Origin of the sequence: Microcella pacifica (genome assembly GCF_009371975.2) — a bacterium.
Classification (GTDB): domain Bacteria; phylum Actinomycetota; class Actinomycetes; order Actinomycetales; family Microbacteriaceae; genus Microcella; species Microcella pacifica.
This window is the reverse complement of the sequence record NZ_VIKT02000014.1, coordinates 48,857-75,094: the sequence shown is the minus strand read 5'-3', so window position 1 is coordinate 75,094 and position 26,238 is coordinate 48,857. Positions and strand designations below refer to the sequence as shown.

Here is a 26,238-nt window from a genome sequence, read left to right as displayed (position 1 = left end):
AGCCGCGCATTACGGTGGGTCATAGAGAAGGCCTCCACTTCGGTGACGTTGAACACCACCAATGTTGGAGGCCTTCTCCGTACAGAAGTGTCACCAACCTGCTGACCGAGTACAACTAGGTCCCGCTCAGCTACTCACCGACGTCGTCACGTGCACCGCGCCCGCGAGGGTGCGGTGCACGGGGCACTTGTCGGCGATGACCCGCAGCGACTCGACCTGCTCCTCGCTCAGGTCGCCCGCCATGGTGATCTCGCGCACTACGTGATCGAGCATGCCCGTGCGCGTCTCGCACTCGGAGCAGTCCTGCGCGTGCAAGCGCTCGTGGCGCAGCGTCACCGTGACCTCATCGAGCGGAATGCTCTTGCGGTCGGCGTACATGCGCATCGTCATCGAGGTGCACGCCCCGAGACCGGCGAGCAGGAGATCGTAGGGCGAGGGTCCGAGGTCATTGCCGATCGGTGCGGGCTCGTCGGCGGTCCACCGGTGCTGTCCCGCCACGACCGACTGGGTGAACGGGCCCTCCGCGGTGCTCGTGACGGTCACCGAGCCGGGCCGGGCGACGGCGGTCGCCTCGTTGGGCTGTGGTCGAGCATCCAAGGCGTAGCGGGCCACCCAGGCCGCGATGATCGACGCCGCGAACGTCGAATCGCCCGCCGCGGTCAGCAGGTGGTCGGCGCCGTCGAGCGCCACGAACGACTTGGGATGGCGCGCCGCCTCGAAGATCTCGCGGGCGTTGTCGACACCGACGATCTCGTCGAGCGGCGAGTGCAGCACGAGCAGGGCACGGTCGAGGCCGGCGATGCGGTCGTGCTGCGGCTGGGCGGCGAGGTCGTCAAGAAGCTGACGGCGGATGCGGAAGGTGCGACCGGCGAGCTGCACATCGGCCTCACCCTCGGTCGTGATGCTCTCCCGGGCGGCATCGAAGAGCGCCGTTACGTGGGAGGGATCGCTCGGGGCACCGATCGTCGCGACCGCGCGCACGCTCGGCATGCGTTCGGCGGCGGCGATCACGGCTGCGCCCCCGAGAGAGTGTCCGATGAGCAGGGAGGGCGCACGGTGCGCGCTCTGCAGGTACTCGGCCGCCGCCACGAGGTCGTCGACGTTGGAGGAGAAGTTCGTATTCGAGAAGTCGCCATCGGAGTCGCCGAGACCCGTGAAATCGAAACGCAGCACCGCGATGCCGCCACCGGTGAGGGCGCGCGAGATGCGAGAAGCCGCCTTCGAATCCTTCGAGCACGTGAAGCAGTGCGCGAAGACGGCGTACCCGCGCGGCTCGCCCTGCGGCATCTCGAGTCGCGCGGCGAGGGCCTCCCCCGTCGACCCGGGGAACTCAATCCTGGTCATCGTGCACCTCCCGCTGCCGCAGAGCCGCGGCGATCTCCCCCACGCTGGGCAGCCCCGTGAGGCGGCCCTCGCTCAGATAAACCCGGCACGCGAGGTCGGCTGTCGCCCCCTCCGAGGGGAACAGGTCGTGGCCGTCGATGAGGATCGTCGGCGACCCGGCGAACTTCGGTACGTCTCGCACGGTAGTCTCCGTCACGAGCCGGTAGTCGACGTCGCCGCCTCTCGCCCCCACCAGCGTCAGCGCCTCCGTCACCCGCTCACCGGCTTCGCGCCAGTTCGGGCACTCGTCGATGTGCAGGATCAGAACGTCCATGAGCGCAGTCTGCCAGGCAGCACGGCGATCAGCGCCGCCCCGTTGACCCCGGGGGTCTCAATTCTGGGCATCGTCGCCCGGCTGGCGGTACTCGGGGTTCGCGTCGAAGCCCCAGCGCTCGCCCTGCGACCACTGCTCGCGTACGTTGCCGTAGGCGGGGATGCCGCCGGCGTCCTTGAGCCGACGAGCCGTGTGCAGCAGGTTCCACGTCATGAACGTCGTGTTGCGGTTCGTGAAGTCGTTCTCCGGCCCGCCCGACCCCTCGTCGAGGTAGCTCGGCCCCGGCCCGACCTCCCCGATCCACCCGGCGTCGGCGGCGGGCGGGATCGTGTAACCGATGTGCTGCAGGGCGTACAGCGTCGACATGGCGGAGTGCTTGACGCCGTCCTCATTGCCCGTAACGAGCATCCCCGCCGTCTTGCCGTAGTAGACGTACTGGCCGCTCTCATTCGTCATGCCGCTCATCGCATACAGCCGCTCGATGAGCACGCGCAGCTGCGACGAGACCTCGCCGAGCCACAGTGGAGTACCCACCACGAGGATGTCGGCGTCGCGCACGCGCGGCCAGAGGTCGACCCACGCGTCACGCTCCCAGCCGTGCTCCCGCATGTCGGGGTACACGCCGAGCGCGACGTCGTGGTCGACCAAGCGCAGGCTGTCGACGCTCACGCCGTGGCTGCGCATGAGCGCGATGCTGCGATCCATGAGGCCCTGCGTGTGGCTGAGCTGGGGACTGCGCTTGAGGGTGCAGTTGACGTAGACGGCGCGCAGGTCGCCGTAGTCAGCGGGCGGAGACGTGAGGGCCGGGGGCCGCGAGGAGTCGGACATGCCTCGACGGTAGCCCCCCGCGCATCCCGATACCATGGGGTCACAACCCACACTCAGGCACCTTTACCGCTGACACGGTGCCGCCTATAGCGAGACGAGACCTTTTCGATGAGCCCTGCATCCCTGCCCGACAAGCCCGCCCTCGAAGGTCTCGAAGCGAAGTGGGGTGACGTCTGGGAGCAGCAGGGCATCTACCGATTCGATCGGGATGCCGCACTCGCGGCCGGCAAGGCTCAGGTCTACGCGATCGACACCCCGCCGCCGACCGCCTCAGGCTCGCTGCACATCGGCCACGTCTTCAGCTACACCCACATGGACCTCGCCGCGCGCTACCAGCGCATGCGCGGCCGGCACCTGTTCTACCCGATGGGCTGGGACGACAACGGTCTGCCCACCGAGCGCCGCGTGCAGAACTACTACGGAGTGCGCTGCGACCCGGCCCTCCCCTACGACGCCGACTTCACGCCGCCGTTCGAGGGCGGCGACACCAAGGCGTCCAAGGCCGCCGACCAGATCCCCATCAGTCGCCGCAACTTCATTGAGCTGTGCGAGCGCCTCACCGTCGAGGACGAGAAGCAGTTCGAAGACCTGTGGCGCACCCTCGGCCTCAGCGTCGACTGGACCCAGACCTACCGCACGATCGGCGACGCCGCCCAGCGCGCGGCCCAGCGCGCCTTTCTGCGCAACCTCGCGCGCGGCGAAGCGTACCGCGCTGACGCGCCCACCCTGTGGGACGTGACGTTCCGCACCGCCGTCGCGCAGGCCGAGCTCGAAGACAAGGAGATGCCCGGGGCGTTCCATCGGGTGTCATTCGCGACGCCGGACGGCGGCACGATCGACATCGAGACGACGCGCCCCGAGCTGATTCCCGCCTGTGTGGCCCTGGTCGCGCATCCCGATGATGAGCGCTACCAGCCGTACTTCGGCACGACCGTGACGACGCCGCTCTTCGGTGTCGAGGTTCCCGTGGTCGCCCACCGTCTCGCGCAGCAGGACAAGGGGTCGGGCATCGCCATGGTGTGCACGTTCGGCGACGTCACCGACGTCGTGTGGTGGCGCGAGCTCAACCTGCCGCTGCGCCCCATCCTCGGCAAGGACGGCCGCATTCTCGCCGAACCGCCGCAGGGTATCGAGAGCGCTGCAGCGTCGGTCTACGCGGAGCTCGCGGGCAAGACCGTCTTCAGCGCCAAGGCGCGCATCGTCGAGCTGCTCGCCGAGTCTGGCGACCTCAAGGGCGAGCCTCGCTCGATCAGCCACCCGGTCAAGTTCTTCGAGAAGGGCGACAAGCCGCTCGAGATCGTGACCACTCGCCAGTGGTACATCGCCAACGGAGCGCGCGACGAGCAGCTCGCCGAGCGCCTCCTGGAGCGCGGGCGCGAAGTCGCGTTCCACCCCGACCACATGCGGGTGCGCTACGAGAACTGGGTCGGCGGGCTCTCCGGCGACTGGCTCATCTCGCGCCAGCGCTTCTTCGGCGTGCCGATTCCCGTCTGGTACCGCCTCGACGCCGACGGCGAGCAGACCGGCGACCCGATTGTGCCGACCGAGGACCAGCTGCCCGTCGACCCCTCCTCGATGCCCGCCCCCGGGTTCGAGGAGGCGCAGCGCGGCCAGCCGGACGGCTTCATCGGCGAGGTCGACATCATGGACACCTGGGCGACCTCGTCGCTGACCCCGCAGATCGCCGGCAAGTGGGAAGAGGATGCTGAGCTCTTCGACCTCGTCTTCCCCTACGACCTGCGCAGTCAGGGGCAGGACATCATCCGCACGTGGCTGTTCTCGACCGTGCTGCGCGCCGAGCTCGAGCACGGCACCGTGCCCTGGAAGCACGCGGGCATCTCGGGCTTCATCGTCGACCCCGACCGCAAGAAGATGTCGAAGTCGAAGGGCAACGTCGTCACCCCGGCCGCGATGCTCGACGACCACGGCAGCGATGCCGTGCGCTACTGGGCGGCCTCCTCGCGCCTCGGCACCGACGCCGCCTTCGACCCGCAGAACCCCAAGCAGATGAAGATCGGGCGCCGCCTCGCCATCAAGGTGCTCAATGCGGCCAAGTTCGTGCACTCCTTCGAGGCGCCGGGCGGCGCGGACGCGGAGGCTCTCGGCGCGAGCGCGATCACCGAGCCTCTCGACCGCGACATGCTCGCCTCACTCGCCGAGGTCGTGCGCGTCGCGACGAAAGCGCTCGACGAGTACGACCACGCCCGAGCCCTCGACGTGGCCGAGCAGTTCTTCTGGACCTTCACCGACGACTACCTAGAGCTCGTCAAGGAGCGCGCGTACGGCGCGCAGGGCGCCGAGGGGCAGGCGAGCGCCGTCGCCGCGCTGCACCTCGCCATGGACGTCTTCGTGCGGCTCTTCGCGCCCGTGCTGCCGTTCGCCACCGAAGAGGTCTGGAGCTGGACCCACGACGGCAGCGTGCATGTCGCCGCCTGGCCGACCGCTGACGAGGTGAGCGACGAGGCGCCGAGCGGGCTGCTGCCGCTCGTCTCCGAGGCGCTCATCGGCATTCGTCGCGCGAAGACGGACGCCAAGGTGTCGCAGAAGACTCCCGTGACCCACGCGACTCTCGCGGCACCCATGCTGCTCGCTGAGGCGGCCGGCGACCTCAAGGCGGTCGGGCGCATCGACGTGCTCGACATCATGGAGGGCGACGCGATCGAGATCACCGCGATCGAGCTCGGCGAGGCGCCCGAGCGCGCCTGAGCGCGCGCCCGAGTGCGCGCGCCCGCCGAGGCGCCACGTGCTGTCCGCCAGACCGACAGTGTCGGGTGACACGCCGCAGTACGGCCGCGACACGCTGTCGTCGCGGCCGGAGTGTCGGGCTCGCAGACACCTGAGTGCGTCCCTATAGGCCAGGGGTATACTCGCGCCCCATGACTCGCGACGACCAGAGGATTTCGCTCATCGGCTCGGTGTCGCTCGGCACGGGCGTCATGATCGGGGCAGGCATTTTCGCCCTCGTCGGGCAGGTGGCCGAGATCTCGGGCGCGGTCTTCCCGTGGGTGTTTCTGGCCGCGGCCGTCGTCGTGGGGCTCAGCTCGCACGCGTACGCGCGATACTCCGCCGTCAACCCGACCTCCGGCGGCATCGCGATGCTGCTGCGCGCCGCCTACGGCAACGGCGTGGTCGCGGGGGCGTTCTCGCTCTTCATGTACGTGTCGATGGTCGTGGCGGAGAGTCTCATCGCCCGCACCTTCGGCACGTACCTGCTGCAACCGTTCGGTCTGCAGGACTCGGTGATTCTCGTGCCCCTCCTCGGCGTGTTGCTCATCGCGGCGACGGCCATCGCCAACATCGTGGGCAACCGGTTCGTCGAGCGCTCGGCCACCGCGACCGCCGTCATCAAGATCGTCGGCATCGCGACTCTCGCGATCGCGGGAATCATCGGCACCGTCGTGGCGTCGGGCGGGGGCGCGTCGAGCAGCGGGGAGACGACCGGCGGCGAAGGAGGCGGCGGTGCGACGAGCGACGCCGGCCTGCTCGGCATCGTCGCGGGTGTGGCGCTGTGCGTGCTCGCCTACAAGGGCTTCACAACCATCACCAACCACGGCGCCGAGCTGCGTGACCCGAAGAAGAACCTGCCCCGCTCGATCGTGCTCGCCATCGCGATCTGCGCGGGTCTCTACGCGCTCATCACCGTCGCCGTGGCCGCGAACCTCACCGTGCCCGAGATCGTCGAGGCGCGCGACTTCGCGCTCGCGCGCGCGGCCGACCCGCTGTTCGGGCAGGCCGGGGTCGCGCTCACCGTCGGCATCGCCGTGATCGCGACCGCCTCGGCGCTGCTCGCCAACCTCTTCTCGGTCTCGCGGCTCTTCGCCATGCTGCAGGACATGGGCCAGGCACCCCGCGGCAGCCGGTGGAAGGAGCAGCAGCCGCTGCTCATCACCGCGGGCCTCGCGATCGTCGTGACGGTGCTCTTCGACCTCGGGCAGATCGCCTCCCTCGGCGTGTTCCTGTATCTGACGATGGACATCGCCGTGCAGTGGGGGGTTCTGCGGCGTCTGCGGGGCGACACTGGTGCGCACGCCTGGCCCCTCGTGGCGACGATCGTGTTCGACGGCATCATCCTCGGCGCCTTCACGATCGTGACGATCGGGCGCGACCCGCTCACCCTGCTCGTCGCGAGCGTCATCGGCGCCGTGCTCTTCCTCAGTCAGTGGCTGGTCGTGCGACACGCTCGCGCCGAGTAGCCTGCGAGCATGAGCGCGAGCAGCATCACCATTCGACAGGCGAGTCCCGGCGACGCAGAGCGCTGGCGCGAGCTGTTCACCGCCTACGGCGTGTTCTACGAGACCGACTTCGACGATGGCGTGCTCGACGGGGTGTGGGCGTGGATACTCGACCCCGAGCATCCGGTCACGGCGTTCGTCGCGGAGGCAGACGGTACCGTCGTCGGCTTCGCGCACGTGCGCATGCAGCCCGACACGTTCCTCGCCGGGCCCGGCTGGTTTCTCGACGACCTCTTCGCCGACCCTGCCCACCGCGGCTCAGGGGTCGGCACGGCGCTGCTCGAGGCGGTCGCCGAGCACGCCGCAGCAAACGGGGGCGGAACGCTGCGCTGGATCACCGCCGCCGACAACGAGCGCGCGCAGCGGGTCTACGACCGACTCGCAACGCGCACGACGTGGGTCACCTACGAGCGGGAGACGAGCCGGTAGCATCGGGGGCGCCACCGCGACCCACCCGTACGCGAACCCCCGCTCGCGAGCACGTGCTCGCGAGCACCTGCTAGGAGGCCTGAGCCATGCAGCTCGGAACCCGCTGGGCGGTCGGCGCCGAACCGCCCGCACGCCTGAACCCTGACGTTCGCGCCGCCGTGCGCGCCGTGGAGGGCGAACTCTTCGGTCGAGACACGAGTCTGTGGCGCTGGACCCTCACGTGGTTGGAGGGGCGGCCCGTCGTCGAGCTGGACGATGGAACGGTCATCCGCCAGGGCCACGACGGCCTCGTCGAGATCACCGACGGCGTCACGCCCCGCTGAGGCGACTGCCTCGCTCGTGCCGCGATGCGGTGCCGCTAGTGTGCCGTTCTCCTACTGCGCTGCGCCGTAGCGGAACGGCGCCGCTGCGTGCTGACGCATCGATTCGGTGCGGATGCTGCGCGCCTGCTCCTCGTGGCTGCGACGCCGCACGGGGCGACGGCTCCACGCGACGAGCGCGAGCCCGGCGGAGAGCACGAGTCGGCGCATCATCGGCAGACGGCGGCGGGGCAGGCCGTACCCGCCCGCGGGGATGCTCATGGTGGTCATGGGGTCTCTTCTTCAGTAATCTCGTGCCCATCGAGCACGGGGAAGGCGAAATATTGCAGTTGGACGGGTCGAGAACCGACGACCCGTTGGCCGCGGTGCTCGCGGGCGAACTCGGTGATGAGCCCGACGATCCGCTCATTGAGCTCGCCGAGCTGCTCGGCGGTCACGTGAACGCTGGCCGACTGGAGGTTGGTGGCCTCCCGCCAGCGCGGGGGCAGCTCGGTCATGCCGCGCTCAACGATGTCGCGCACGCCGGCCTCGCGGTGATGCAACCACTCGCGCATGATGACGAGGCTGGCCTGGCGACCGGCCTCGCTCTCGTCGAGCTCGGGGCTGCCCATCTGGATGGCGCCGGGCACGCGCTCCCACCAGCGCTCGCGCGCGGTGCCGCGGTCGGCGACCTCGCGCACGTAGCCGTGCTTCTCGAGCTGCCGCAGGTGGTAGCTCGTCGACCCGCTGGATTCGCCGAGTCGCTCGCCGAGCCCGCTCGCCGTCTGCGCTCCATACGTGGAGAGCGCTTCGATGATCTGCACCCGCAGAGGGTGGGCGAGCGCCTTGAGACCATCGAGGTCGGCGATGCGAGTCTCGGGGTCGTGCGCGCTGGCTGTCATGCTGTCGACTCTAGCGATGCAAACGTTTCTTTGCAAGCACTTCTTTGCAAGCATCTCTTTGCACGTCGCCCGGCGCGGCGGGGCAGCGGGGCGGCGCGTCGGGGCGGCGGCGCGGGCGCCGTCAGGGGCGACGGCAGGCCCCAGGAGCGGCACGGATGCCCGGCTCTAGGCTGTCCGCATGACCAACCCGTTCTTCGCCCCCAGCACGCTCCCCTACCAGCTGCCGCCCTTCGCCGAGATCGAGGAGCGGCACTACGCCGAGGCGATCGAGGCGGGCATGGCCGAGCAGTTGCGCGAGATCCAGGCGATCACGATGAAGCGGGACATGCCGACGTTCGAGAACACGATGGTGCCGCTCGAGAGCAGCGGTCAGCTGCTCACGCGCGTGCTACGGGTCTTCTACAACCAGTCGAGCGCCGACTCGAGCGACGCCACGAACGCGCTCGAAGAGCAGTTCGCCCCGCTGCTCTCCGCCCACGAGGACGCCATCATGCTCGACGCGGCCCTCTACTGGCGCATCGCCCAGCTGCACGGGCAGCGCCACAAGCTGAGCCTCACTGACGAGCAGCGCTATCTCATCGAGCGCCACCACACGCGCATGACGCTCGCGGGCGCGGGCCTCGACGACGAGCAGAAGGCGCAGCTGAGCGCCCTCAACGGTCGACTCTCGAGCCTGACCACACAGTTCGAGAAGAACCTGCTCGCCGACACCAACGCGCTCGCGGTGCACGTCGCCACGCGCGAGGAGCTCGACGGCCTCAGCGAGGGAGAGATCTCGGCGGCTGAGGCCGCGGCACGTGACCGCGGGCTCGAGTCGGGCTACCTCATCTCCCTCGTGCTGCCGAGCGGGCATCCGTACCTGTCGTCCCTCACGAATCGTGACGTGCATGCCCGGATCATGCAGGCCTCGCGTGCTCGCGGCACCCGTGGCGGCGACCACGACAACCGCGAGGTTCTGCTCGAGATCGTGCGCCTGCGCGCGCAGCGAGCGCGACTGCTCGGCTTCGACAGCCACGCCGCGTTCGTCGCCGCCGACCAGACCGCCAAGACCCCCGAGAACGTCGCCGCCATGCTTGCGAAGCTGGCTCCCGCCGCAGCCCGCAACGCGCGCGCCGAGCAGGCCAAGCTCGAGGCCCTCGCCGGCCACCCCATCGAAGCGCACGACTGGCCGTACTGGAGCGAGAAGGTGCGCGCCGCCGAGTTCGACGTCGACACCGCGGCGCTGCGCCCGTACTTCGAAGCCGAGCGCGTGCTGCAGCGCGGCGTCTTCGCCGCCGCGACCGCCGTGTACGGCATCACCTTCACCGAGCGCGCTGACCTGGTGGGGTACCACCCCGACGTGCGCATCTTCGAGGTGCACAACGAGAACGGCAGCGAGCTGGGGCTCTACCTGCTCGACCTCTACACACGTGACAGCAAGCGCGGCGGCGCGTGGATGAACGAGCTCATCGGGCAGAACGAGCTGCTCGACCACCCGACGATCGTCGTCAACAACCTCAACGTGCCGAAGCCGGCCGCGGGCGAGCCCACGCTGCTCACGTTCGACGAGGTGAACACGTTCTTCCACGAGTTCGGGCATGCCCTGCACGGCCTCTTCGCCCACGTCACCTACCCGCACTTCACGGGCACCAACGTGTACCGCGACTTCGTCGAGTTCCCCAGCCAGGTCAACGAGATGTGGATGCTCTGGCCCGAGATCGTGGGCGACTACGCCGTGCACCACGTCACCGGCGAGCCGATCCCCGCGGAGACCCTGGACCGCATCCGGGCGAGCGAGACCTGGGGCGAAGGCTTCGCGACGTCCGAGTACCTCGCGGCGACCCTGCTCGACCAGGCGTGGCACCGGCTGAGCCCCGAGGAGGCGGAGGCCGTCACCGACGTCGCCGCCTTCGAAGCGGATGCCCTGGCTCGCGTCGGCCTCGACAACCCGGCCGTGCCCACGCGGTACTCGTCGACGTACTTCGCCCACACCTTCTCGGGCGGCTACGACGCCGGCTACTACAGCTACATCTGGAGCGAGGTGCTCGACGCCGACACGGTCGAGTGGTTCCGCGAGAACGGCGGGCTCACTCGGGCGAACGGCGACCGGTTCCGGCAGCACATCCTCGGCATCGGCGGCACGCGCGACCCGCTCGAGGCGTACCGCGAGTTCCGCGGCCGCGACGCCGTCATCGAGCCGCTGCTGCAGCGCCGCGGGCTCACCGAGTAGGGGCGCCGGAGCGCTTCTCTCCCGGCCGGGAACTCGTCACCTGCTCCGGAACAGGTGACGCGCGCCGGGGCGGGTGGGTTGGCGCACCTAGAACCAGATGCTGAGGTGCGGAGCGCGCGTCGTGCGGAACAGTGCGTCGAGGCGGGCCGCCGAGCCGGGTCGCTCCTCGACGAGCCGCGCCGCCGCGCGCAGCGACTCGACGGGCGCGCCGCCCAGCAGGAGGGTGCCGAGCACGTCGACGCCGAGGCGCACGACGGCCGCCTCGGGTGCGGGGTCTGCGTCGGCGGGGGTGACGGTGGCGGCTCCGTCGGGGCTCGTGGTGAGCATCCAGTCGCCGTGCGCGTAGCCGAGCGGGTCGTCGACGCGCAGCAGCACCGTGTCGGCGTGCGCGTATCGTCGGGCGGTCAGGCTCGCGGGCAGATCGAGGATGCGCAGCCACAGGTGCTCGCTGCGCGCCGACGTGCGCACGGCGCGGGGGTTGGAGACCATCCACTGCACGGGCTCGTCGACCGGCCGCAGCGGCGCCCGCACCGTCGCCACGAGGTCGAGCTCGAGCACGAACCGCCACAGCGCCGCGTGCGCGTCGTCGTTCGCCGCGCAGAGGTATTCGAGGCTCACGGTGTGCGCCGTGTAGTCATCGGGGTCGGCCGTGAGCGAGTAGAGCGCGAAACCCTGCGGGGTGCCCTGCTCGTCGTCGTACCGCGCGGCGCGCAGCTTGCTCGCGCGCGTGCTGCCCGCCGTCAAGCCGAGCATGCGCTGCCAATAGTGCTCCCACCCGGGCACCTCGCCGGATTCGCGGCGGTGCGCACGCTCCGCGAGCTGCGGGGCGAGGGCACGCAGGCTCGCGGGCGACACCTGGTGCACGCGGCCGGTCGGGCGCGGGCCCGTCCACTGCAGGGCTCGCGTGTCGACGCTGTAGTCGGCCGCCCACGTGGCGGGCCCGAAGCCCCAGCGGCCGTAGATGGTCGCCTCGGAGACAGTGAGCATCGCGAGCGGCAGACCCGCACTCGCGGCGGCCCGCAGCTCGCCCTCGAGCAGGGCGCGCGCGATGCCGCGGCGGCGGTGCGTCGGCGCCACCGTCACGGCGCTGATCGCCCAGCCCTCAATACTCGCACCCGCGCCCGCACCGGCACTCGTGGCGCCCAGGCTCAGGGATGACCGCCACGAGCCCACCGTGCCGACCGGTGTGGCCGGGTCGGCACTCGAGGAGTCCCACACGCCGATGCTGCGCGCGAAGGCGAGCCCCGCGCGGTGCTCGGCCAGCTGCTCCTCGGTGAGCGTGTCGGCGTGGAAGCCGCGCTGGTCGGCCTGCAGCCAGGCATCGAACAGCGCTGCATCCTGCTCGTCGACGAACGCGTAGCGCAACCCTTCGGCCGCGAGCGCCTCGCGCGACCGCTCGTCGAGGGGCAGCGCACTGTGCTGCGTCGTCACGAGTCGACGCTCTCGAGGCCCCGCCGCAGGGCGTCGAGCGCGACCGCGTCGGGGTCGCTCCCCTGCTGCGCCGCGCGCGAGCGCACCGCCTCGGCGAGGTCGGCCGGCACCTCGAGACGCAGGGTCGCTGCAGCCTGGTGCGCCCCTGCGGCGCCCTGCGGCTCTGCCGCGCTGGGCGTCGAGGGCCCCGCACCATCGCGCAGGAAGAGCGCGAGCACGGGCACGACGACCGTCCCGAGCACGTCGAGGATCGCGATGACGCCGAACACGCGCCAATACAGGTCGGCAGCGTCCTCGCCGGGGAACTCGCCGTCGGTCAGGATCGGCAGGATGAGCATGACCGCGACGACGGCGATCGCGACGAGCGTGGCCGCAAGCCCCCACCGGATGGCGGCCCGGCGGCGCCCGGCGAGCAGCAGGAGCAGATTCGCGTGCGCGAAACTCACGGCGAGGATGCCGGCAGCGGCGAAGATCTTCAGCCAGTCCAGACCGCCGTCTTGCGCATCCCAGTCGCGCCAAACGAGCACGAGACCCGTCACGAGGGCGACACCGCTCGCGAGCAATCCGCTCACTCCCACGATGCGCATCGCCCGGTCGGCGATCGCCAGGTGGCACAGCGCCGTGATCGAGAACGCCCCGAACAGCACCGTGGTGAGCAGGATCTTGCCCTGCGTCTCGCCGAAGTCGCCACCCAGGAGGGCGATGATGCCGACAAGGGCGGCACCGGAGAACGAGATGATGATGCCGTAAATGGCCCCCTTGCGGGCACCGCTCACGAGCGGGTCACGGGCGTGCTTGGCGGTCTCGGTCGACACGGTGGCTCCTTCGTGCAGGTGCGGATGCCCGGCTCGCGGGCGACCCCGACCCTACTCCTGCGGCCCAACGTCGTGCACGGTGTCGTCGTGCAGGGTCTCGTCGGGCACCCGTCGCGGCCGAGTCACAATCAGCACGACCGCGCCGACGACGAGCCCCCAGAACGCGCTGCCGATGCCGAGCACGACGACGCCCGACGCGACGACGATGAGCGTCACGGCGGCCGTCAGCCGCGTCTCCGGCGCCTCGAACGCGCTCACCAGGCCCGTCGTGAAGGCGCCCAGCAGGGCGAGCCCCGCGACGGCGATGATGAGGATCGGAGGGGCGGCCGCGACGAGCGCCGTCGCGACGCCCGCGCCGAGCCCGAGCAGCACGTAGGTCGCGCCGCCCGCGACCGGCGCCACCCAGCGTCGGGCGGGGTCGGGGTGCGAGTCGGGGCCCGCCATGAGCGCGGCCGTGAGAGCCGCCAGGTTGAGCGCGAACCCGCCGAACGGCGCGCTCACCGCCGTCGCGAGACCGCTCGACGCCAGAACCCGCCGCGCGGGCACGTCGCGGTAGCCGAGCGTCGTCAGCACCGCGAAACCCGGCACGTTCTGCCCCGCCATCGTGACGATGTACAGGGGAACTCCGAGCGAGACAATCACGAGCGGGTCGAACGCCGGCATCGTGAGGGTGAAGCCCGGCGAGAGGGTTGCGCCGAGCATCCAGTCGCTGCCCGCCGAGACGACCACGCCGATGATCGCGACGAGCATCGCCGCCGGCACCGCCCACCGCGTCGCCCAGCGCACGAGAAGCAGCCACACGACGATGACCGGGGCTGCGAGCAGGGGCTCTTCGATGACCGCCGTCACGGGCGCGATGCAGATGGGGAACAGGATGCCCGCGAGCATCGCCCCCGCGAGCGGCATAGGAATGCGCGTCATGGCACGGCCGAGCCAGCCCCACAGGCCGCTCACGAGGATGAGCACGCCGCACACGATGAAGGCGCCGATCGCCGCTCCATAGGACCCGGTCGAGCCCTCGGCCGCGACGAGCAGGGCCGCGCCGGGCGTCGACCACGCGAAGCTCAGGGGCAGGCGGGAGCGCCACGAGAGGATGCCCGCGAGCAGTGCCTGCGCGATGCACAGTGCGAGCAGGCCGCTCGCCGCCTCCTCGGGCGTCGCACCGACCGCGAGCAGCCCCGCGATGACGAGCGCGAAGGAGCTCGCGAACCCCGTGAGCGCGCCGATGACCCCGGCGATGATCGGCTGCAGCACAGCGCCAGCCTATGGCCGAAACACCTCGCGCAGGCGCGGCCAGTCGTCGGCGCGCACGTAGACCGGAGCCTCGTCCCACGGCACCTCGGTCGTGTGGGTCGCGCCGCCCGACACTGTCTCGCCGCTGAAGGCGTGCACCCACTCCCCCGCGGGCAGCGTCGCGGTGTGCGACGTCGCGCCCTCTTCCGTGACCGGCGAGACGAGGATGCTCCGCCCGAGCATCCACTGCAAGGGCGCGCTCCACAGCCGCTCGTCGTCGGGCCAGTCGAAGAACAGCGGCCGCATGAGCGACGTGCCCGAACCGATGGCCCACGCGGTCTCGACCGAGAGGTACGGCACGAGGCGCTCGCGCAGCTGCACGAGACGGCGCACGCCCGGCAGCACGCGCTCGTCTCCCGTGCGCTCGGCGATGTTCCACGGCGTGCGGTCGCGACTCGGGCTGCGGTGGTGGTTGAACTCGGAGTGGTACTGCATGATCGGCACGAACGCCGCCGCGGCCATCGAGCGCAGGTACAGCTCGGCGGTCGGGATCTCGCCGCTGAACCCCGCGACATCCCACCCCCAGTAGAGGATGCCGCTCGCCGTGGCGTTGAGACCCGCGAAGAGCGACCAGCGGAAAGCCTCCCACGTGGAGTTCTCGTCGCCCGCCCAGAACGCACCGTGCGCCTGCGAGCCCGTGAAGCCCGCGCGAGAGAACGTCACGGGCGCCTTGCCGGCCCGTCGCAGGAGGTCCCCGTACGCCTTCGCATAGGCGACGGGGAAGGTGTTGTTCGCTTCGTCTCCGCGTCGCCCGTCGAGGTACTCGAGCTCACGGCCCCAGGCGTGCTCGCCGCCGTCGGTCTTGAACCCGTCGACGCCGAGCTCGTCGACGAGGTAGCGACGCTTCTCCGTCCACCACTCGGCCGCGCGCTCGTCGGTGAGGTCGGGCATGAGTCCGAGCGGGAACCACCAGCCGCGGTTGCGGTACGGCCGCAGCCGGCCGTCGGGCCCGGGCTCGCGGATGAGCACCCCGGCGTCTTTCGCCGCGTCGGCGTCGTGCCGCAGCTGGCCGCGCGGATGCGGTCGCATCTTGAGCAGCGGAATCTGCCACAGCACGAGCCGCACGTCACGGTCGTGCAGCTCGTCGACCATGCCCTTCGGGTCGGGCCACGCGCCCTCGGCCGGGAAGGTGAAGTCGGCGAGGCGCATCGGCCCAGCATCCTCACGCGGCGTGTACTGCGCGTCGCGCCAGATGTGGAACGTGCTCTCGTCGCTCCACGCCTCGATGACGATGCTGCCGACGGGAATGTCGTGCTCGCGGTGCGCGTCGGCCTGGCGCATGACCTCGGCCTGCGTGTTCCACTCGTTGCCGCTCGCCCACAGCCGCAGCACCCAGTCGGGCAACTGCTCGGGCCGGCCGACCTCGCCGAGGAACGCGTCGAGCACCTCGTGCGGGGTACCGGAGTAGGCGGCGACCTCGAGCACGCCGGCTCCGTCGCTCGGAGCGTCGACCTCGGCCTCGATCACGAGTCGGTCGGGGGTCGACGCGCCGACGTCGAACCAGACGCGGCGGGTGGTGCGCACGTGGAAGCCCCAGCCGCGCCCCCCGACGACGCGGGCGAAGGGCATGGGCAGGTACGTCTTGCGCTCGGCACCCTGAGACTTGTACTGCTCGAAGACGACCGAGTCGAGCTCGGCGCCGCGGTGGTCGAGGGCGTCGAAGCGCTCCCCGAAGCCCGCGACGCGCTCCCCCGGCGCCAGCGCGAGGGCGGCGCGCACGCGCAGCAGTCGCTCTCCGTCGTCGAGCACCTCGACGCTGCCGGGGACGAGGCCCGCCTGCGCGTCGGCGCCGACAAGGTCGTCGGGTGCGCTGCGCCATGCGGCGACGCGCACGTCGAACCAGCGCGTGCGCTGGCTGGTCGATGAGTCGCCCGGCCCCCCGACGAAGCGATACCGGTACGCACGGTGCCGTTCGAGGTCGGTGAGGGTCACGGCGAAACCGCGGGCGGCGCGCGCGAGCCGCGCCTGCGCGCTCGCGAGGTGCCCGCCGTCCACGGACTGGCCGCGAGACTTCCGCTCGGTGCGGGTCAACGGGTGCTCGTGCACCGTGCTGCCGTCGTCCCACTCGAGCGCGACGGTGTCGACCTCGGCGCTCGTGCGCACGCCGAGCGTGAGCGGCTCGCCAGCCACGGGGTCGACGGGGTCGCGCTGGTCGGTGTCGACCGAGTAGGGGTGGCCGGAGCCGAATGGGGAGTGGCGGATCACGACGGCTCCTCCGGCCCGGTCGCGGTAGCCGAGGTGTCTGCCGCGCCCGCAACGCCGAGTTCGACGGCGAGGCGCACGACCATCGCGTGGCTCCACAGCAGCGGTGTCGCGACGGGCCCCCAGCGGTCGATCCACTCCCGCTCCCGCTCCGGGGCGAGGAGGTGGTCGCCGACCTGCTCGGGCAGGAATCCCTCGGCGGTCTCGGTGCGCGCCGCCCACTCGAGCTGCGCCTGCGCACGCTCGGTGTCGCCGGCCGCCGCGTACGCGAGGCCGAGCATGCAGCTGAGCAGCGGCCACTGGCCACCGCCGAAGAACGTGTCGTCGAGGTACCGGTGCACGCCGCCGTCGACGGTGAGCGCGTCGTCGATCGCGCGAATGCTCACGAGCCCGAGCGTGCTCGTCGCGTCGATCACGCCGAGCGGCGCGATGACGGCCGCGAGTGAGGCGTCGACCGCGCTCGCGCCGAGCCATTTGGCAAGGTGGCCCTCGTGCGTGCCTCGCTCGATGATGAGCGCACGGCACTCCGCCGCGGTTGTGCGGGCACGCGCTGCGGTCGCCGCGGGCAGCACGTGCGCGTCGGCGGCGGCCTCGAGACCCGCGACGATGCAGCCGAGGGTCGAGACGTGCACCTCGTCGCGGTGCTCCTCCCACCAGTCGTAGCAGGGGCGGTGAGCGGTGGCGAGCAGGTAGTCGACGCTGAGGCGGATGCCCGGCGCCCAGCGCTCAAGGTTCAGACCGTGGCGGCGCGCGTGAGAGACCGCGGCCCACACCCAGGTGCCGTAGCCGTCGGTCTGGAAGTCCCACCAGTCATCGTCACCCGCGGATCCGTCGAGCGTGAAGCGGGTGGGGAGCATGCGGTCGTCGGGCAACGGTGTGCCGGCGGCTTCGGCGGCGACGATCTCGGCCACCTCGTCGGAGTGCTCGGCGAGCATCCGGTCGCACCAGTCGAAGAAGCGCGAGGCGGACTCGGCAGCGCCCGCCGCCGACATCGCGTCGGCGATGAAGGCGCCGTCGCGGAACCAGCTGTAGCCGCGGTACGCCGAGAACGTGGGGCTCGCCGGGTAGGCGCCCTGCGGGTGCTGCAGCCGCTCGATAAGAGCGACGCTGCGCTGGGCCAGATCGGCGAGGTCGACGCGGCGCGGCGTGCTGGGGTCGGTGGTGACGTGCGTCATGCGAGAGCCTTCCGGGGCGTGCAGGGGCGTTCAGTGCGGGTGGTACGGGACGCGGCGGGGCTCCGAGCCCGAGCGAGCTCGGAGCCCCGCCGATCGGGGTGGACGAACGGTCAGGCGATCAGCCGCCGATGACAGCGTTGATGCGCTCCTCCGCGCTCGCGAGGGCATCAGCGACCGACTTGCGGCCGGCCTGCGCCTCGATGAGCTCCTCGTTCATGATGTCCTGCATCTCCTGCTGGCCGGTGGCGACGATCGGCTGGATCGCGATGCCGTCGAGCGAGTCGAAGACCGCCTGGCGGTTGGCCGGGTTGTCCTTCGTGAGGTAGACCCCGAGCTGCGACTCATCGCTGATGGGCGGAAGCTCCCAGCCCGAGTCGAGTCGCACGTCGACCATCGTCTGCGACGAGGTCAGGAACTCGGCGAACAGCGTGGCGGCCTCGATGTTCTCGGAGGTCGCGGAGACGCCCACAGCGTTCGAGAACACGCCGCTGGCCTGCTGGGTGTTGCCGGGCTCCACGGCGATGTCCCACGAGAACGGAACGTCGGCGACGGCGCCGAAGACCCAGATGCCGGTGTGCAGCATGCCCAGGTTGCCCTCGACGAACAGGTTCGTGTCGAAGTCGGGCGTGCCCTGACCCTGCTCGATGGTCGGCATGACCGCGCCGCTCTTGCTCACGAGCCACTCGGCCGCCTCGATGCCGCCGGGCGTGTTGAAGGCCACGGCGGTGCGGTCGTCGTTGAGGAACGACTCGCCGTTCTGCGCGAGCACCTTGTAGTACTCGAAGAACGACACCGGCTGGTGGCTGCCCCAGATGTCATCGCCGAGCGCGGTGATCGCTTCAGCAGCGGCCTGCTCGTCCTCCCACGTCCAGTCGGCGGTCGGGTACTCGAGGCCCGCCTGGTCGAACAGGTCGGCGTTGTATTACAGCACGACGGCCGAGAACGAGCTCGGCAGGCCGTAGCTCACGCCATCGCGGGAGTATGCCTCGATGAGCGACTCTCGGTACGACTCGGGGTTCGCCACCTCGAGCGGCGCGAGGGCGCCCGAGTCGGCGAGGGTCTGGAAGAACCCGAAGTCGGTGTCGACCACGTCGGCGATGGTGCCGGCCGCGAGGTCGGTCTGCAGGGTCGTGAAGTAGTCCGCGTACGGCAGTGTCGTCACCTCGACGGTGATGTTCGGGTTCTCGTCCTCGAACGCGTCGACGATCGTGGCGAGGTTCTCTTCATTGCCTCCTGCGGAGATGAAGTTGCTGTACGTGATGGTGACGGGGCCGTCGGGCTCGGCAGCCTCGGTGGCACAGCCTCCGAGCACGAGGGCGGTGGCGCCGGCGAGGCCGACGGCGGCGATGAGTGAACGCTTCATGTGAGTGCTATCTCCTTCGATAGGGGTTGCAGTGGTGCGGGTGGATACGGAATGTCTCGGGGCTCACTTGATCCCCGAGCTGGCGACGCCTTGAATGACGTACTTCTGGGCGAAGATGTAGAGCGCGAGCATTGGGATGATGCTCACGACGGAGCCGGCCATGACGACGTCCCAGGCCGTGGTGTACTGCCCCTGGAGCGCGGCGAGCGCGATGGGCAGGGTCTGCAGCTCGGCATCGCGCAGCACGATCAGCGGCCACAGGAAGCTGTTCCAGCTGCCCATGAAGGCGAAGATCGTGAGCGTCGCGAGCGCCGGGCGGATGTTCGGGATGATGATCTGCCAGAAGATGCGGAAGTGCCCCGCACCATCGAGCGTCGCGGCCTCGTCGAGCTCGCGCGGCACCTGGTTAATCGCCTGCCGCAGCAGGAAGATGCCGAACGCGGCGGCGAAGGTCGGCAGCAGCGCGCCGAGGTAGGTGTTGATCAGCCCGAAGGCCTTGATCTGCGCGAAGAGCGGCACGACGAGCACCTGCAGCGGAATCATCATGGTCGCGAGGTAGATCGCGAAGACGATGCCGCGGCCGCGGAACGGCAGCCGACTGAACGCGTAGGCGGCCGTCGCGCTCGTGAACAGCTGCGCGATGGTCGTGAGCGTGGCCAGCACGAAGCTGTTCACGACGACCCGCGCGAACGGGCGCTCGGTGAAGAGCGTCTCGTACCCGCTCAGGGAGGGGTTCTCGGGCCACAGGCTCGGCTCGGTCGAGAGGCCGATGCCGTCGGAGAGCGAGGTGACGACCGTCCACAGGAAGGGGAAGAACATGAGCGCCGCGCCGAGGATCACGACGGCGTGCAGAAGAACCCATCCGAGGGATGCCCGGCGCCGGGCATCCGCGCTCGTACGATCGGGGCTCGCCCCGCGGTCGGGGTGCGGCAGCGTGCGCGACTCAGCCATAGTGCACCCACCTCTTCTGGCCGATGACCTGCACGAGCGTCACGGCGAGGATGACGGCGAAGAGCATCCACGAGAGCGCGGAGGCCTCGCCCGCCTGCCCGTAGCGGAAGGTCAGGTCGTAGATCTGCTGCACGACGACCTGCGTCGAGCCGGCGGGCCCGCCGCCCGTCATCGCGTACACCTGGTCGAAGACCTGGAAGCCGTTGATGAGCGAGATGACGACGACGAAGAACGTGCTGGGGCTCAGCATCGGCAGGGTCACGCTCACGAGACGTCGCCACGGGCCAGCACCGTCGACTTTCGCCGCGTCGTAGAGGTCGGGGTTGATCGCCTGGAGGCCCGCGAGCAGGATCACCATGACGAAGCCGAGATCCTTCCACGCGCTCGCGAGGATGATCGAGGGCATCGCCCACGCCGGGTCGGTCCACCAGCCGGGGCCGTCGATGCCGAACCAGGCGAGCACGGCGTTCACGACGCCGTTGGCGGGGTTGAGCAGCCAGCGCCACACGATCGCGACGACGATCCAGCTCGTCACGACGGGGAGGAAGTAGATGCCGCGCCAGAACGCGCGACCCTTGAGGGCACGGTTGAGGGCGAGGGCCAGGATGAGGCCGCCGACGTAGACGAGCGGCAGATAGCCGACGATGTAGTAGAGCGTGTGGGCGAACACCTCGCCCGTCTCGCCCTCGCTGAACAGGCGGGCGAAGTTGTCGAACCCCACCCACTGCATGGGCGTGATGAGGTTCCACTCGTGCAGGCTGATCCACGCCGCCGCCACCATGGGGCCGAGCACGAAGAGCGTCAGAGGAATGGCGCTCGGCAACAGGAAGGCGAGCACGGTGAGCGCGTAGGTCACGCGGGTGCGGCGCGAGCGAACCGGTCGCCGGATGCCCGCCACGGGTGTGCGCGTGGGCTCGGGGCTTCGGTCGAGCAGGCTCGTCTGCAGGGTCGAGGTGCTCACGAATCGGCCTCGGGTGGCGCGGCCTGCTGCACGAGGCGGCGACGCACGAGGTCGCCCTGCTCGCCCATCGAACCGTCCGCGTCGAACGGCGTCGCGAGCACGAGCGTCGCGGCGCCCTGCGCCCAACTGTCGTCCTGCCAGCGCTCGACGGCGATCGGCACGCCGCGCCGAGAGGGGATGAGGGCCGCGCGGAACGCCGGCTCGAAGCCGTAGGACCAGTGCGTCCAGTCTGCGGTGCCCTCGCCGAGCAGGATCACGACCTCGGGGTCGAGCACGTGCACGAGCCCGGCGACGGTGCGGCCGAGGAGGTGGCCCGCCTCGCTGAAGACAGCCGTCGCGCGGTCGTCACCCGAGTCCGCGGCATCCCGCAGCGCCTCGATTCCAGCCGACGCGCCGATGACGCCGCGTTCACGGGCGATGCGCACGAGTGCGTCCTCACTGAGGAACGTCTCGAGGCAGCCGTGGTTGCCGCACGAGCACAGGGGCCCGTCGTCGCGCACGGGAGTGTGGCCGACCTCTCCCGCTCCCCCGCGCGAACCACGCAGGATCACGCCGTCGACGACGATCGCGGCGCCGACGCCGGTACCGATCGTGACGACGAGGAAGCTGTCGTGGCGGCGACCCAGGCCGTACAGGCGCTCGGCCATGGCGAGGGCGTTGACGTTGTTCTCGACGAGGACGGGAAGGCCGAGCTCGCGGCGCAGGCTCTCGCCGATGGGGGCGTGGGTCCAGCCCAGCTGGGTCGAGTCGACGACACCCTCGCCCTGACGGTCGACGTCGCCCGGCACGCCGACGCCGATGCCGAGCAGAGGGGTGTCGGCACCACCGGCGATGAAACGGCGCAGCAGCTCGACGAGCTTCGCGAGCATGGTCGTGGCCGAGGCGTCGAAGGGCTCGCTCGCCGTGCGCAGCACGGAGCCGTCGATGCCGACCTCGACGAAGGCGAGGTGATCGGCGGCGACCTTGACGCCCACGGCGCGGCCGGCGCTCGCGACGAGCCCGAGCATGCGGGCCGGGCGGCCCCCCTGGGAAGGCTGGTGGGCGAGCTCGCGCAGGAGGCCGTCGGCCAGGAGGTCCTTGGTGAGCTGCGTCATGAGCGCGGGCGAGAGGTTGAGCGCCCGGGCGAGCTCGGCGCGCGACGCGGGGCCGTGTGCACCGAGGTGCGCCAGGATCGCGGAGCGATTGACGTCGGTGCGAGCCATCGGGCGGAGCGCCATTGATTCCCCTTACTTCAAGACTAAACAAACCATAGAATGAAGTACCGAAGCATGTCAAGCGGTGCTCTGCCTGGCGGCGTCGCGCCCTGGCGGCGTCTCGGCCTGGCAGCGTCTCGGCCTGGCAGCACCAGCCCCGACGAAGGAGTCCCTATGACCGCCTGCACCCGCGAACTCTTCGAGCAGTACCTGTGGACGGTGCGCGACCGACTGGTCGGCGACGACCGCATCCTCGGGCTCGTCGACATGGGCTCCACCGCCGAGATACACCGGGTCGACGAGTGGAGCGACCACGACCTCGCGATCATCACCTCTCCGGGGAGTCAGGAGGAGGTGCGGCGCGAGCGGTGGTGGCTGCCCGACGCTGAGCGCATCGTTCTGGACGTCATCGAGTGGCACGGCGGCGGCACGCTCGTGTTCGACGATGGGCGCGTCATCGAGTTCGGGGTCGCGAGCCCCGACGAGCTCGCCGAGTGGAGTGTGCACCACCACGACGTGCTCCTCGACCGCGGCGGTGTCGCCGAGGCCGTCGCACGGGCCGTTGCGCGCTCGCCGCGCAATCGGGACGCCTCACTCGCGGACGCGCTCGCGCTCGTCGTCGCGAAGGTGCACCTCGGTGCGGGCAAGGCCCGCCGCGGTGAAGCGCTTGCCGCGTCGGCACTCCTCCGGGGTGACGCCGTCACGCACCTGCTCACGGCGGTCGCCGTGCTCTCCCCTGTCGACAACCGCGCCGACTACCTCGACCCTCGACGCCGCGTCGAGCTGACCCACCCCGACCTGGCAACGTCGCTCGCTCACGCGCTCAGGCTCGACGACGTCGCGCTCGCGGGCCGCCTACTCGAACTGTTGGAGTCAGTCGCAGGTCACAGACCGGAGTTTCCCCGCGACGCACTCGCCATGGTGCGCGCCCGGCACGGCTGGGGCTAGTCGGCGCGCGGCCAGACGCGGTTGGCGCGCGGCGGCGGAATGCGCTCTGCGCGATGGAGTTCGCCCGGCGCGAGGGCAGTCGCACTACGCGGGCACGCGCAGGTCTCGCTCAGGGCGCGTCGCATACTCGCGCCCACTCGGAGCGCGCCACTGCAGCACGCCGTCGCTCGAGTGCCTGACTGCCCATCGCGTGTGGTGCTTGAGCCGATGATGCGCGGGGCACAGGTGTGCGAGATTGTCGTGATCGGACCGGCCACCGTGCTGCCAGTCGATCGTATGGTCGAGGTCGGAGGTCGATGCGCCTCGACCGCAGCCGGGGAACCTGCAGGTACCGTCGCGCACTCTCAGCCACAGCTTGAGGTCTGCCGGCACCGTGTAGCGATCGCGACCGACGGAGAGCACCGCCCCCGTCTCGGGATGGGTCAGAAGTCGCGTGAACGAGGGAGCGTGCGCGGCGAGTCGACGGGCAGTCTCGTCGTCGATCGGGCCATAGCCCTCGAGTTCGGCGGGAGCATCGGACGGCGTGCTGCCTGAGCGGTCGAGAAGAGAGAGCACCGGCACAGTCACGAGAATCTGCGCGCGAATACCCTGACCCAGCGCTGTCTCAGCCACGACGCCGTCGATGAGGAGGTCGGCGAACGCGTCGGCGCGCCGCTGCGCGAGGGTGCGACCGTCGCTCACACCGCGGGAAGCCGCGGGCTCGGCGTCATGGGCGGCGAGGCCTTCGCCCGTCTCGAGGGACCGTGCGATGTGCGTGAGCCGTGCGTAGATGCTCTGAGCCTGCTCAGCGGGCAGGTAGGCGGTCAACCAGGCCATGCCGTCGCGCGCGGGCTCCACCGCTACATGCCGTGACTCCACGGCCGCGGTGCGGCGCATCTCGATGGAGTCGGGATGAACCCGTTCGCGGATCACACGGGCTCGCTGCCGAAACCGCTCAGGCGTGCGGCTCTCGGCCGCGGTCAGCGCCGCGGCCTCGAACTCGGCGCGAACCTCGGCGGGAAGCGACCACGCCTGGTCGATGAGAATCGAGGCGTGACGATACGTGATTCGACCGTCGGCGAGTGCCTGGCGAGTCGCAGGAAGGTCGGCGCGCAGAGTGCGTGCCTGCTCGAGCAGCGTCGTCGCGGTCCGCTCGGAGACACGCAGTGCTGCAGCGAGTTCAGCAGCGGTGGTGCGCCGGGCAACGACCTCAGGACTCCAGCCCGCAGCACCGGTCGATGAGGCACCAGCGCCCTCGACATGGGAGATGACCGCGCTCACGTCTGCAACAAGGGCGGCTCGGCGCTCCGCGATGCGTGCCTCCCGCACCTCCAGCTCGATGAGTTCGTCAAGCAGCGCGTCGAGACGCGAGTCGCTCGCGTTCCGCTCGTCCACCGTCATCGTCATGCCGATAGTCCAGCATCGACCACCGACATTCCCACCCTCGAGACCGGGATCATGCGCGCGCGACCGTGGGCGGGCTCAGCGCACGCGGCACGGCGGCTCGGCGCGACCAGAGGTGCGCTCAGCGCGCGGGGTACCAGTGCCGCACGTGCTGGCGGTCGGCGCGGGCCTGCCAGAACTCGACCTCGGAGGGCTGCAGGGCCCACGCGGCCCAGTCGTGGTTGTGCGGCTCGGTGACGGCGGGTCGGGCGGCCCAGTCGGCGGCGGCGACCTCGCTGGGCAGCTCTTCGACCTCGCCGGTCACGCGCACCTGTCGCCCCCGCTGCGGCCAGTAGAAGGTCAACGCGGCGTAGGGGTTGGCGGCCAGGTCGATGCCCTTGCGTGTGGACCGTGCGCCCGCGAACACCCACTGGCCTTCGCTGAGGTCTTTGAGGATGAGGGTGCGAGCCGTGACGTGGCCCGTGGGCCCGGCCGTGGAGAGCGTGCACGCGTGCGGCTGGTGCACGCCGAAGTGCAGGGCCTCGTCGAGCCACTCGAGGAACAGGTCCTCGGCCGAGGCCGGCGCCCGCGTCGGGTCGAAGATCGGCAGGTCGTCGGGAAAGTCGGGCAGGGCCCGCAACCGGTCGCGCAACGAGTCGCTCATGGCGTCAGAGTAGCCGCGCCACCTGCGAACTACGCCGACTTCTCGCGGCGCTGCGCCGCCCGGCGCGGCACGATCGTCGGCGCCGCGTTCTCCATGACCGCCTCGCGCGTCACGACGACACGACCGACCTCGTCGCTCGAAGGCACCTCGAACATGATCGGCCCCAGCACCTCTTCGAGGATCGCCCGAAGCCCGCGCGCGCCGGTCTGCCGCAGCACGGCGAGGTCGGCGATCGCGTCGAGCGCGTCTGGGGCGAACTCGAGCTCGACGCCGTCGATCTCGAACATGCGCTGGTACTGCCGCACGAGAGCGTTCTTCGGTGCGGTGAGAATCTCGATGAGCGCCGTGCGGTCGAGCGGCGTGACCGTCGTGACGACGGGCAGACGGCCGATGAACTCGGGGATGAGGCCGAACTTGTGCAGGTCTTCCGGCAGAACCTCGCTGAAGAGGTTCTTCTCCTCCGCCTTGTCGTGCAGCGGGGCGCCGAAGCCGATGCCGCGCTTGCCCGCGCGCTGACTGATGATGTCTTCCAGCCCCGCGAAAGCACCGGCGACGATGAACAGCACATTCGTCGTGTCGATCTGAATGAACTCCTGGTGCGGATGCTTGCGCCCGCCCTGCGGGGGAACGCTCGCGACCGTGCCCTCCAAGATCTTGAGCAGCGCCTGCTGCACGCCCTCACCGGAGACGTCGCGCGTGATCGACGGGTTCTCGGCCTTGCGGGCGATCTTGTCGACCTCGTCGATGTAGATGATGCCCGTCTCGGCGCGCTTGACGTCGAAGTCGGCGGCCTGCAGGAGCTTGAGGAGGATGTTCTCGACGTCTTCACCGACATAGCCCGCTTCGGTGAGCGCCGTAGCGTCGGCGACGGCGAACGGCACGTTGAGGCGCTTCGCGAGCGTCTGCGCGAGATAGGTCTTGCCGCACCCGGTGGGGCCGATGAGCAGAATGTTGCTCTTCGCGATCTCCACCTCGTCGGCGAGCTGGTCCGCCGAGGTGAGCGACTGACCGGCGCGGATGCGCTTGTAGTGGTTGTACACGGCGACGGAGAGCGAGCGCTTGGCCGCCTCCTGCCCGATCACGTACTCGCCGAGGAAGTCGTAGATCTCACGGGGCTTCGGCAGCTCGAACTCGGCCGCCTCGTTCTCGTTCGACTCGGCGAGACGCTCCTCGATGATCTCGTTGCACAGCTCGACGCACTCGTCGCAGATGTACACGCCGGGGCCGGCGATGAGCTGCTGCACCTGCTTCTGGCTCTTTCCGCAGAAGGAGCACTTCAGCAGGTCGGCGCTTTCTCCGATGCGGGCCACGGGGCCCCCCTTCC

Annotated in this window: 22 protein-coding genes and 1 pseudogene; 6 read left to right on the top strand and 17 right to left on the bottom strand. The window is 70.3% G+C overall.

The window, feature by feature from the left end; translation table 11 throughout:
- Positions 1-126: 126 nt before the first annotated feature.
- From FK219_RS14155 to FK219_RS09240, 3 genes are read right to left on the bottom strand one after another with little or no spacing between them, the layout of a single operon-like run.
- Positions 127-1,344 carry a bifunctional alpha/beta hydrolase/OsmC family protein gene (locus FK219_RS14155; RefSeq protein WP_152583827.1) on the bottom strand — a complete coding sequence of 406 codons (1,218 nt, stop codon included), beginning with the start codon at positions 1,342-1,344 and terminating at the stop codon, positions 127-129.
- Positions 1,331-1,657 (bottom strand): thioredoxin family protein, encoded by a 327-nt coding sequence (locus tag FK219_RS09245; protein ID WP_152583826.1) that lies wholly within the window; start codon positions 1,655-1,657, stop codon positions 1,331-1,333. The genes FK219_RS14155 and FK219_RS09245 overlap by 14 nt, the downstream gene beginning before the upstream one ends.
- Positions 1,658-1,714: 57 nt before the next feature.
- Positions 1,715-2,485: a flavodoxin family protein gene (locus FK219_RS09240; protein ID WP_152583825.1), complete on the bottom strand. Its 771-nt coding sequence runs from the start codon at positions 2,483-2,485 to the stop codon at positions 1,715-1,717.
- 108 nt (positions 2,486-2,593) lie between these two features.
- Between FK219_RS09240 and valS the strand changes: the two genes are divergently transcribed.
- The 4 genes from valS to FK219_RS09220 all read left to right on the top strand — a co-directional run bounded on the left by valS (position 2,594) and on the right by FK219_RS09220 (position 7,469).
- The gene (gene valS / locus FK219_RS09235; protein ID WP_152583824.1) at positions 2,594-5,191 is read left to right on the top strand and encodes a valine--tRNA ligase; all 2,598 of its coding nucleotides are present in this window, start codon (positions 2,594-2,596) and stop codon (positions 5,189-5,191) included.
- Between the two features lie 170 nt (positions 5,192-5,361).
- On the top strand, positions 5,362-6,678 hold the full coding sequence (locus FK219_RS09230) for an APC family permease (protein WP_152583823.1): 1,317 nt from the start codon (positions 5,362-5,364) through the stop codon (positions 6,676-6,678).
- Between the two features lie 9 nt (positions 6,679-6,687).
- Positions 6,688-7,146 (top strand): GNAT family N-acetyltransferase, encoded by a 459-nt coding sequence (locus FK219_RS09225; RefSeq protein WP_152583822.1) that lies wholly within the window; start codon positions 6,688-6,690, stop codon positions 7,144-7,146.
- A gap of 86 nt (positions 7,147-7,232) precedes the next feature.
- Positions 7,233-7,469, top strand: coding sequence for a hypothetical protein (locus tag FK219_RS09220; protein ID WP_152583821.1), 237 nt, complete (start codon positions 7,233-7,235; stop codon positions 7,467-7,469).
- A gap of 51 nt (positions 7,470-7,520) precedes the next feature.
- Here FK219_RS09220 and FK219_RS09215 read toward each other — a convergent pair whose 3' ends face one another.
- Together FK219_RS09215 and FK219_RS13480 are read right to left on the bottom strand one after the other, a co-directional pair.
- Positions 7,521-7,736, bottom strand: coding sequence for a hypothetical protein (locus tag FK219_RS09215; RefSeq protein WP_152583820.1), 216 nt, complete (start codon positions 7,734-7,736; stop codon positions 7,521-7,523).
- Positions 7,733-8,347, bottom strand: coding sequence for an ArsR/SmtB family transcription factor (locus tag FK219_RS13480; protein ID WP_210416807.1), 615 nt, complete (start codon positions 8,345-8,347; stop codon positions 7,733-7,735). Before FK219_RS13480 ends, FK219_RS09215 begins: the two co-directional genes overlap by 4 nt.
- Before the next feature lie 178 nt (positions 8,348-8,525).
- Here FK219_RS13480 and FK219_RS09205 point away from each other — a divergent pair, with 178 nt between their 5' ends.
- On the top strand, positions 8,526-10,556 hold the full coding sequence (locus tag FK219_RS09205) for a M3 family metallopeptidase (RefSeq protein ID WP_152583818.1): 2,031 nt from the start codon (positions 8,526-8,528) through the stop codon (positions 10,554-10,556).
- 87 nt (positions 10,557-10,643) lie between these two features.
- Here the strand turns inward: FK219_RS09205 and FK219_RS09200 are convergent, their stop codons facing one another.
- The 9 genes and pseudogenes from FK219_RS09200 to FK219_RS09160 form a co-directional block, all read right to left on the bottom strand.
- Positions 10,644-11,987 (bottom strand): GNAT family N-acetyltransferase, encoded by a 1,344-nt coding sequence (locus tag FK219_RS09200; RefSeq protein ID WP_165638096.1) that lies wholly within the window; start codon positions 11,985-11,987, stop codon positions 10,644-10,646.
- Entirely contained in the window at positions 11,984-12,802 is an 819-nt protein-coding gene (locus FK219_RS09195; protein ID WP_165638095.1) for a hypothetical protein, read from the bottom strand. The genes FK219_RS09200 and FK219_RS09195 overlap by 4 nt, the downstream gene beginning before the upstream one ends.
- Before the next feature lie 51 nt (positions 12,803-12,853).
- A complete protein-coding gene (locus tag FK219_RS09190) occupies positions 12,854-14,056 on the bottom strand; it encodes a benzoate/H(+) symporter BenE family transporter (RefSeq protein WP_152583816.1) in 1,203 nt (400 codons plus the stop codon).
- A 9-nt stretch (positions 14,057-14,065) separates the two neighbouring features.
- Positions 14,066-16,300 (bottom strand): glycoside hydrolase family 31 protein, encoded by a 2,235-nt coding sequence (locus FK219_RS09185; RefSeq protein WP_152583815.1) that lies wholly within the window; start codon positions 16,298-16,300, stop codon positions 14,066-14,068.
- Positions 16,297-17,472, bottom strand: a complete 1,176-nt coding sequence (locus FK219_RS09180; RefSeq protein WP_152583814.1) for a glycoside hydrolase family 15 protein — start codon at positions 17,470-17,472, stop codon at positions 16,297-16,299. Before FK219_RS09180 ends, FK219_RS09185 begins: the two co-directional genes overlap by 4 nt.
- A 118-nt stretch (positions 17,473-17,590) precedes the next feature.
- Positions 17,591-18,835: pseudogene (locus tag FK219_RS13715) on the bottom strand (ABC transporter substrate-binding protein).
- A 63-nt stretch (positions 18,836-18,898) separates the two neighbouring features.
- The gene (locus FK219_RS09170; protein WP_152583813.1) at positions 18,899-19,786 is read right to left on the bottom strand and encodes a carbohydrate ABC transporter permease; all 888 of its coding nucleotides are present in this window, start codon (positions 19,784-19,786) and stop codon (positions 18,899-18,901) included.
- The gene (locus FK219_RS09165; RefSeq protein ID WP_210416805.1) at positions 19,779-20,747 is read right to left on the bottom strand and encodes a carbohydrate ABC transporter permease; all 969 of its coding nucleotides are present in this window, start codon (positions 20,745-20,747) and stop codon (positions 19,779-19,781) included. Before FK219_RS09165 ends, FK219_RS09170 begins: the two co-directional genes overlap by 8 nt.
- Positions 20,744-21,949 carry an ROK family transcriptional regulator gene (locus FK219_RS09160; RefSeq protein ID WP_152583812.1) on the bottom strand — a complete coding sequence of 402 codons (1,206 nt, stop codon included), beginning with the start codon at positions 21,947-21,949 and terminating at the stop codon, positions 20,744-20,746. Before FK219_RS09160 ends, FK219_RS09165 begins: the two co-directional genes overlap by 4 nt.
- Before the next feature lie 165 nt (positions 21,950-22,114).
- Here FK219_RS09160 and FK219_RS09155 point away from each other — a divergent pair, with 165 nt between their 5' ends.
- On the top strand, positions 22,115-22,888 hold the full coding sequence (locus FK219_RS09155) for a hypothetical protein (protein WP_152583811.1): 774 nt from the start codon (positions 22,115-22,117) through the stop codon (positions 22,886-22,888).
- Positions 22,889-22,972: 84 nt separating this feature from the next.
- Here the strand turns inward: FK219_RS09155 and FK219_RS09150 are convergent, their stop codons facing one another.
- The 3 genes from FK219_RS09150 to clpX form a co-directional block, all read right to left on the bottom strand.
- Positions 22,973-24,274, bottom strand: coding sequence for an HNH endonuclease signature motif containing protein (locus FK219_RS09150; RefSeq protein ID WP_152583810.1), 1,302 nt, complete (start codon positions 24,272-24,274; stop codon positions 22,973-22,975).
- A 118-nt stretch (positions 24,275-24,392) separates the two neighbouring features.
- On the bottom strand, positions 24,393-24,914 hold the full coding sequence (locus FK219_RS09145) for a pyridoxamine 5'-phosphate oxidase family protein (protein ID WP_152583809.1): 522 nt from the start codon (positions 24,912-24,914) through the stop codon (positions 24,393-24,395).
- A gap of 29 nt (positions 24,915-24,943) precedes the next feature.
- Complete coding sequence (gene clpX, locus FK219_RS09140; RefSeq protein WP_152583808.1) at positions 24,944-26,224, bottom strand: ATP-dependent Clp protease ATP-binding subunit ClpX; 1,281 nt, start codon at positions 26,222-26,224, stop codon at positions 24,944-24,946.
- Between the last annotated feature and the right edge of the window lie 14 nt (positions 26,225-26,238).

Bases quoted from the DNA above. Each gene is read 5' to 3' on its own strand.
- FK219_RS09155 (WP_152583811.1), top strand. From the start codon at position 22,115: ATGACCGCCTGCACCCGCGAACTCTTCGAGCAGTACCTGTGGACGGTG.
- FK219_RS09180 (WP_152583814.1), bottom strand. From the start codon at position 17,472: ATGACGCACGTCACCACCGACCCCAGCACGCCGCGCCGCGTCGACCTC.
- FK219_RS09225 (WP_152583822.1), top strand. From the start codon at position 6,688: ATGAGCGCGAGCAGCATCACCATTCGACAGGCGAGTCCCGGCGACGCA.
- FK219_RS13480 (WP_210416807.1), bottom strand. From the start codon at position 8,347: ATGACAGCCAGCGCGCACGACCCCGAGACTCGCATCGCCGACCTCGAT.
- FK219_RS09220 (WP_152583821.1), top strand. From the start codon at position 7,233: ATGCAGCTCGGAACCCGCTGGGCGGTCGGCGCCGAACCGCCCGCACGC.
- FK219_RS09170 (WP_152583813.1), bottom strand. From the start codon at position 19,786: ATGGCTGAGTCGCGCACGCTGCCGCACCCCGACCGCGGGGCGAGCCCC.
- FK219_RS09230 (WP_152583823.1), top strand. From the start codon at position 5,362: ATGACTCGCGACGACCAGAGGATTTCGCTCATCGGCTCGGTGTCGCTC.
- FK219_RS09160 (WP_152583812.1), bottom strand. From the start codon at position 21,949: ATGGCTCGCACCGACGTCAATCGCTCCGCGATCCTGGCGCACCTCGGT.
- valS (WP_152583824.1), top strand. From the start codon at position 2,594: ATGAGCCCTGCATCCCTGCCCGACAAGCCCGCCCTCGAAGGTCTCGAA.
- FK219_RS09145 (WP_152583809.1), bottom strand. From the start codon at position 24,914: ATGAGCGACTCGTTGCGCGACCGGTTGCGGGCCCTGCCCGACTTTCCC.
- FK219_RS14155 (WP_152583827.1), bottom strand. From the start codon at position 1,344: ATGACCAGGATTGAGTTCCCCGGGTCGACGGGGGAGGCCCTCGCCGCG.
- FK219_RS09245 (WP_152583826.1), bottom strand. From the start codon at position 1,657: ATGGACGTTCTGATCCTGCACATCGACGAGTGCCCGAACTGGCGCGAA.
- FK219_RS09240 (WP_152583825.1), bottom strand. From the start codon at position 2,485: ATGTCCGACTCCTCGCGGCCCCCGGCCCTCACGTCTCCGCCCGCTGAC.
- FK219_RS09215 (WP_152583820.1), bottom strand. From the start codon at position 7,736: ATGACCACCATGAGCATCCCCGCGGGCGGGTACGGCCTGCCCCGCCGC.
- FK219_RS09150 (WP_152583810.1), bottom strand. From the start codon at position 24,274: ATGACGATGACGGTGGACGAGCGGAACGCGAGCGACTCGCGTCTCGAC.
- FK219_RS09205 (WP_152583818.1), top strand. From the start codon at position 8,526: ATGACCAACCCGTTCTTCGCCCCCAGCACGCTCCCCTACCAGCTGCCG.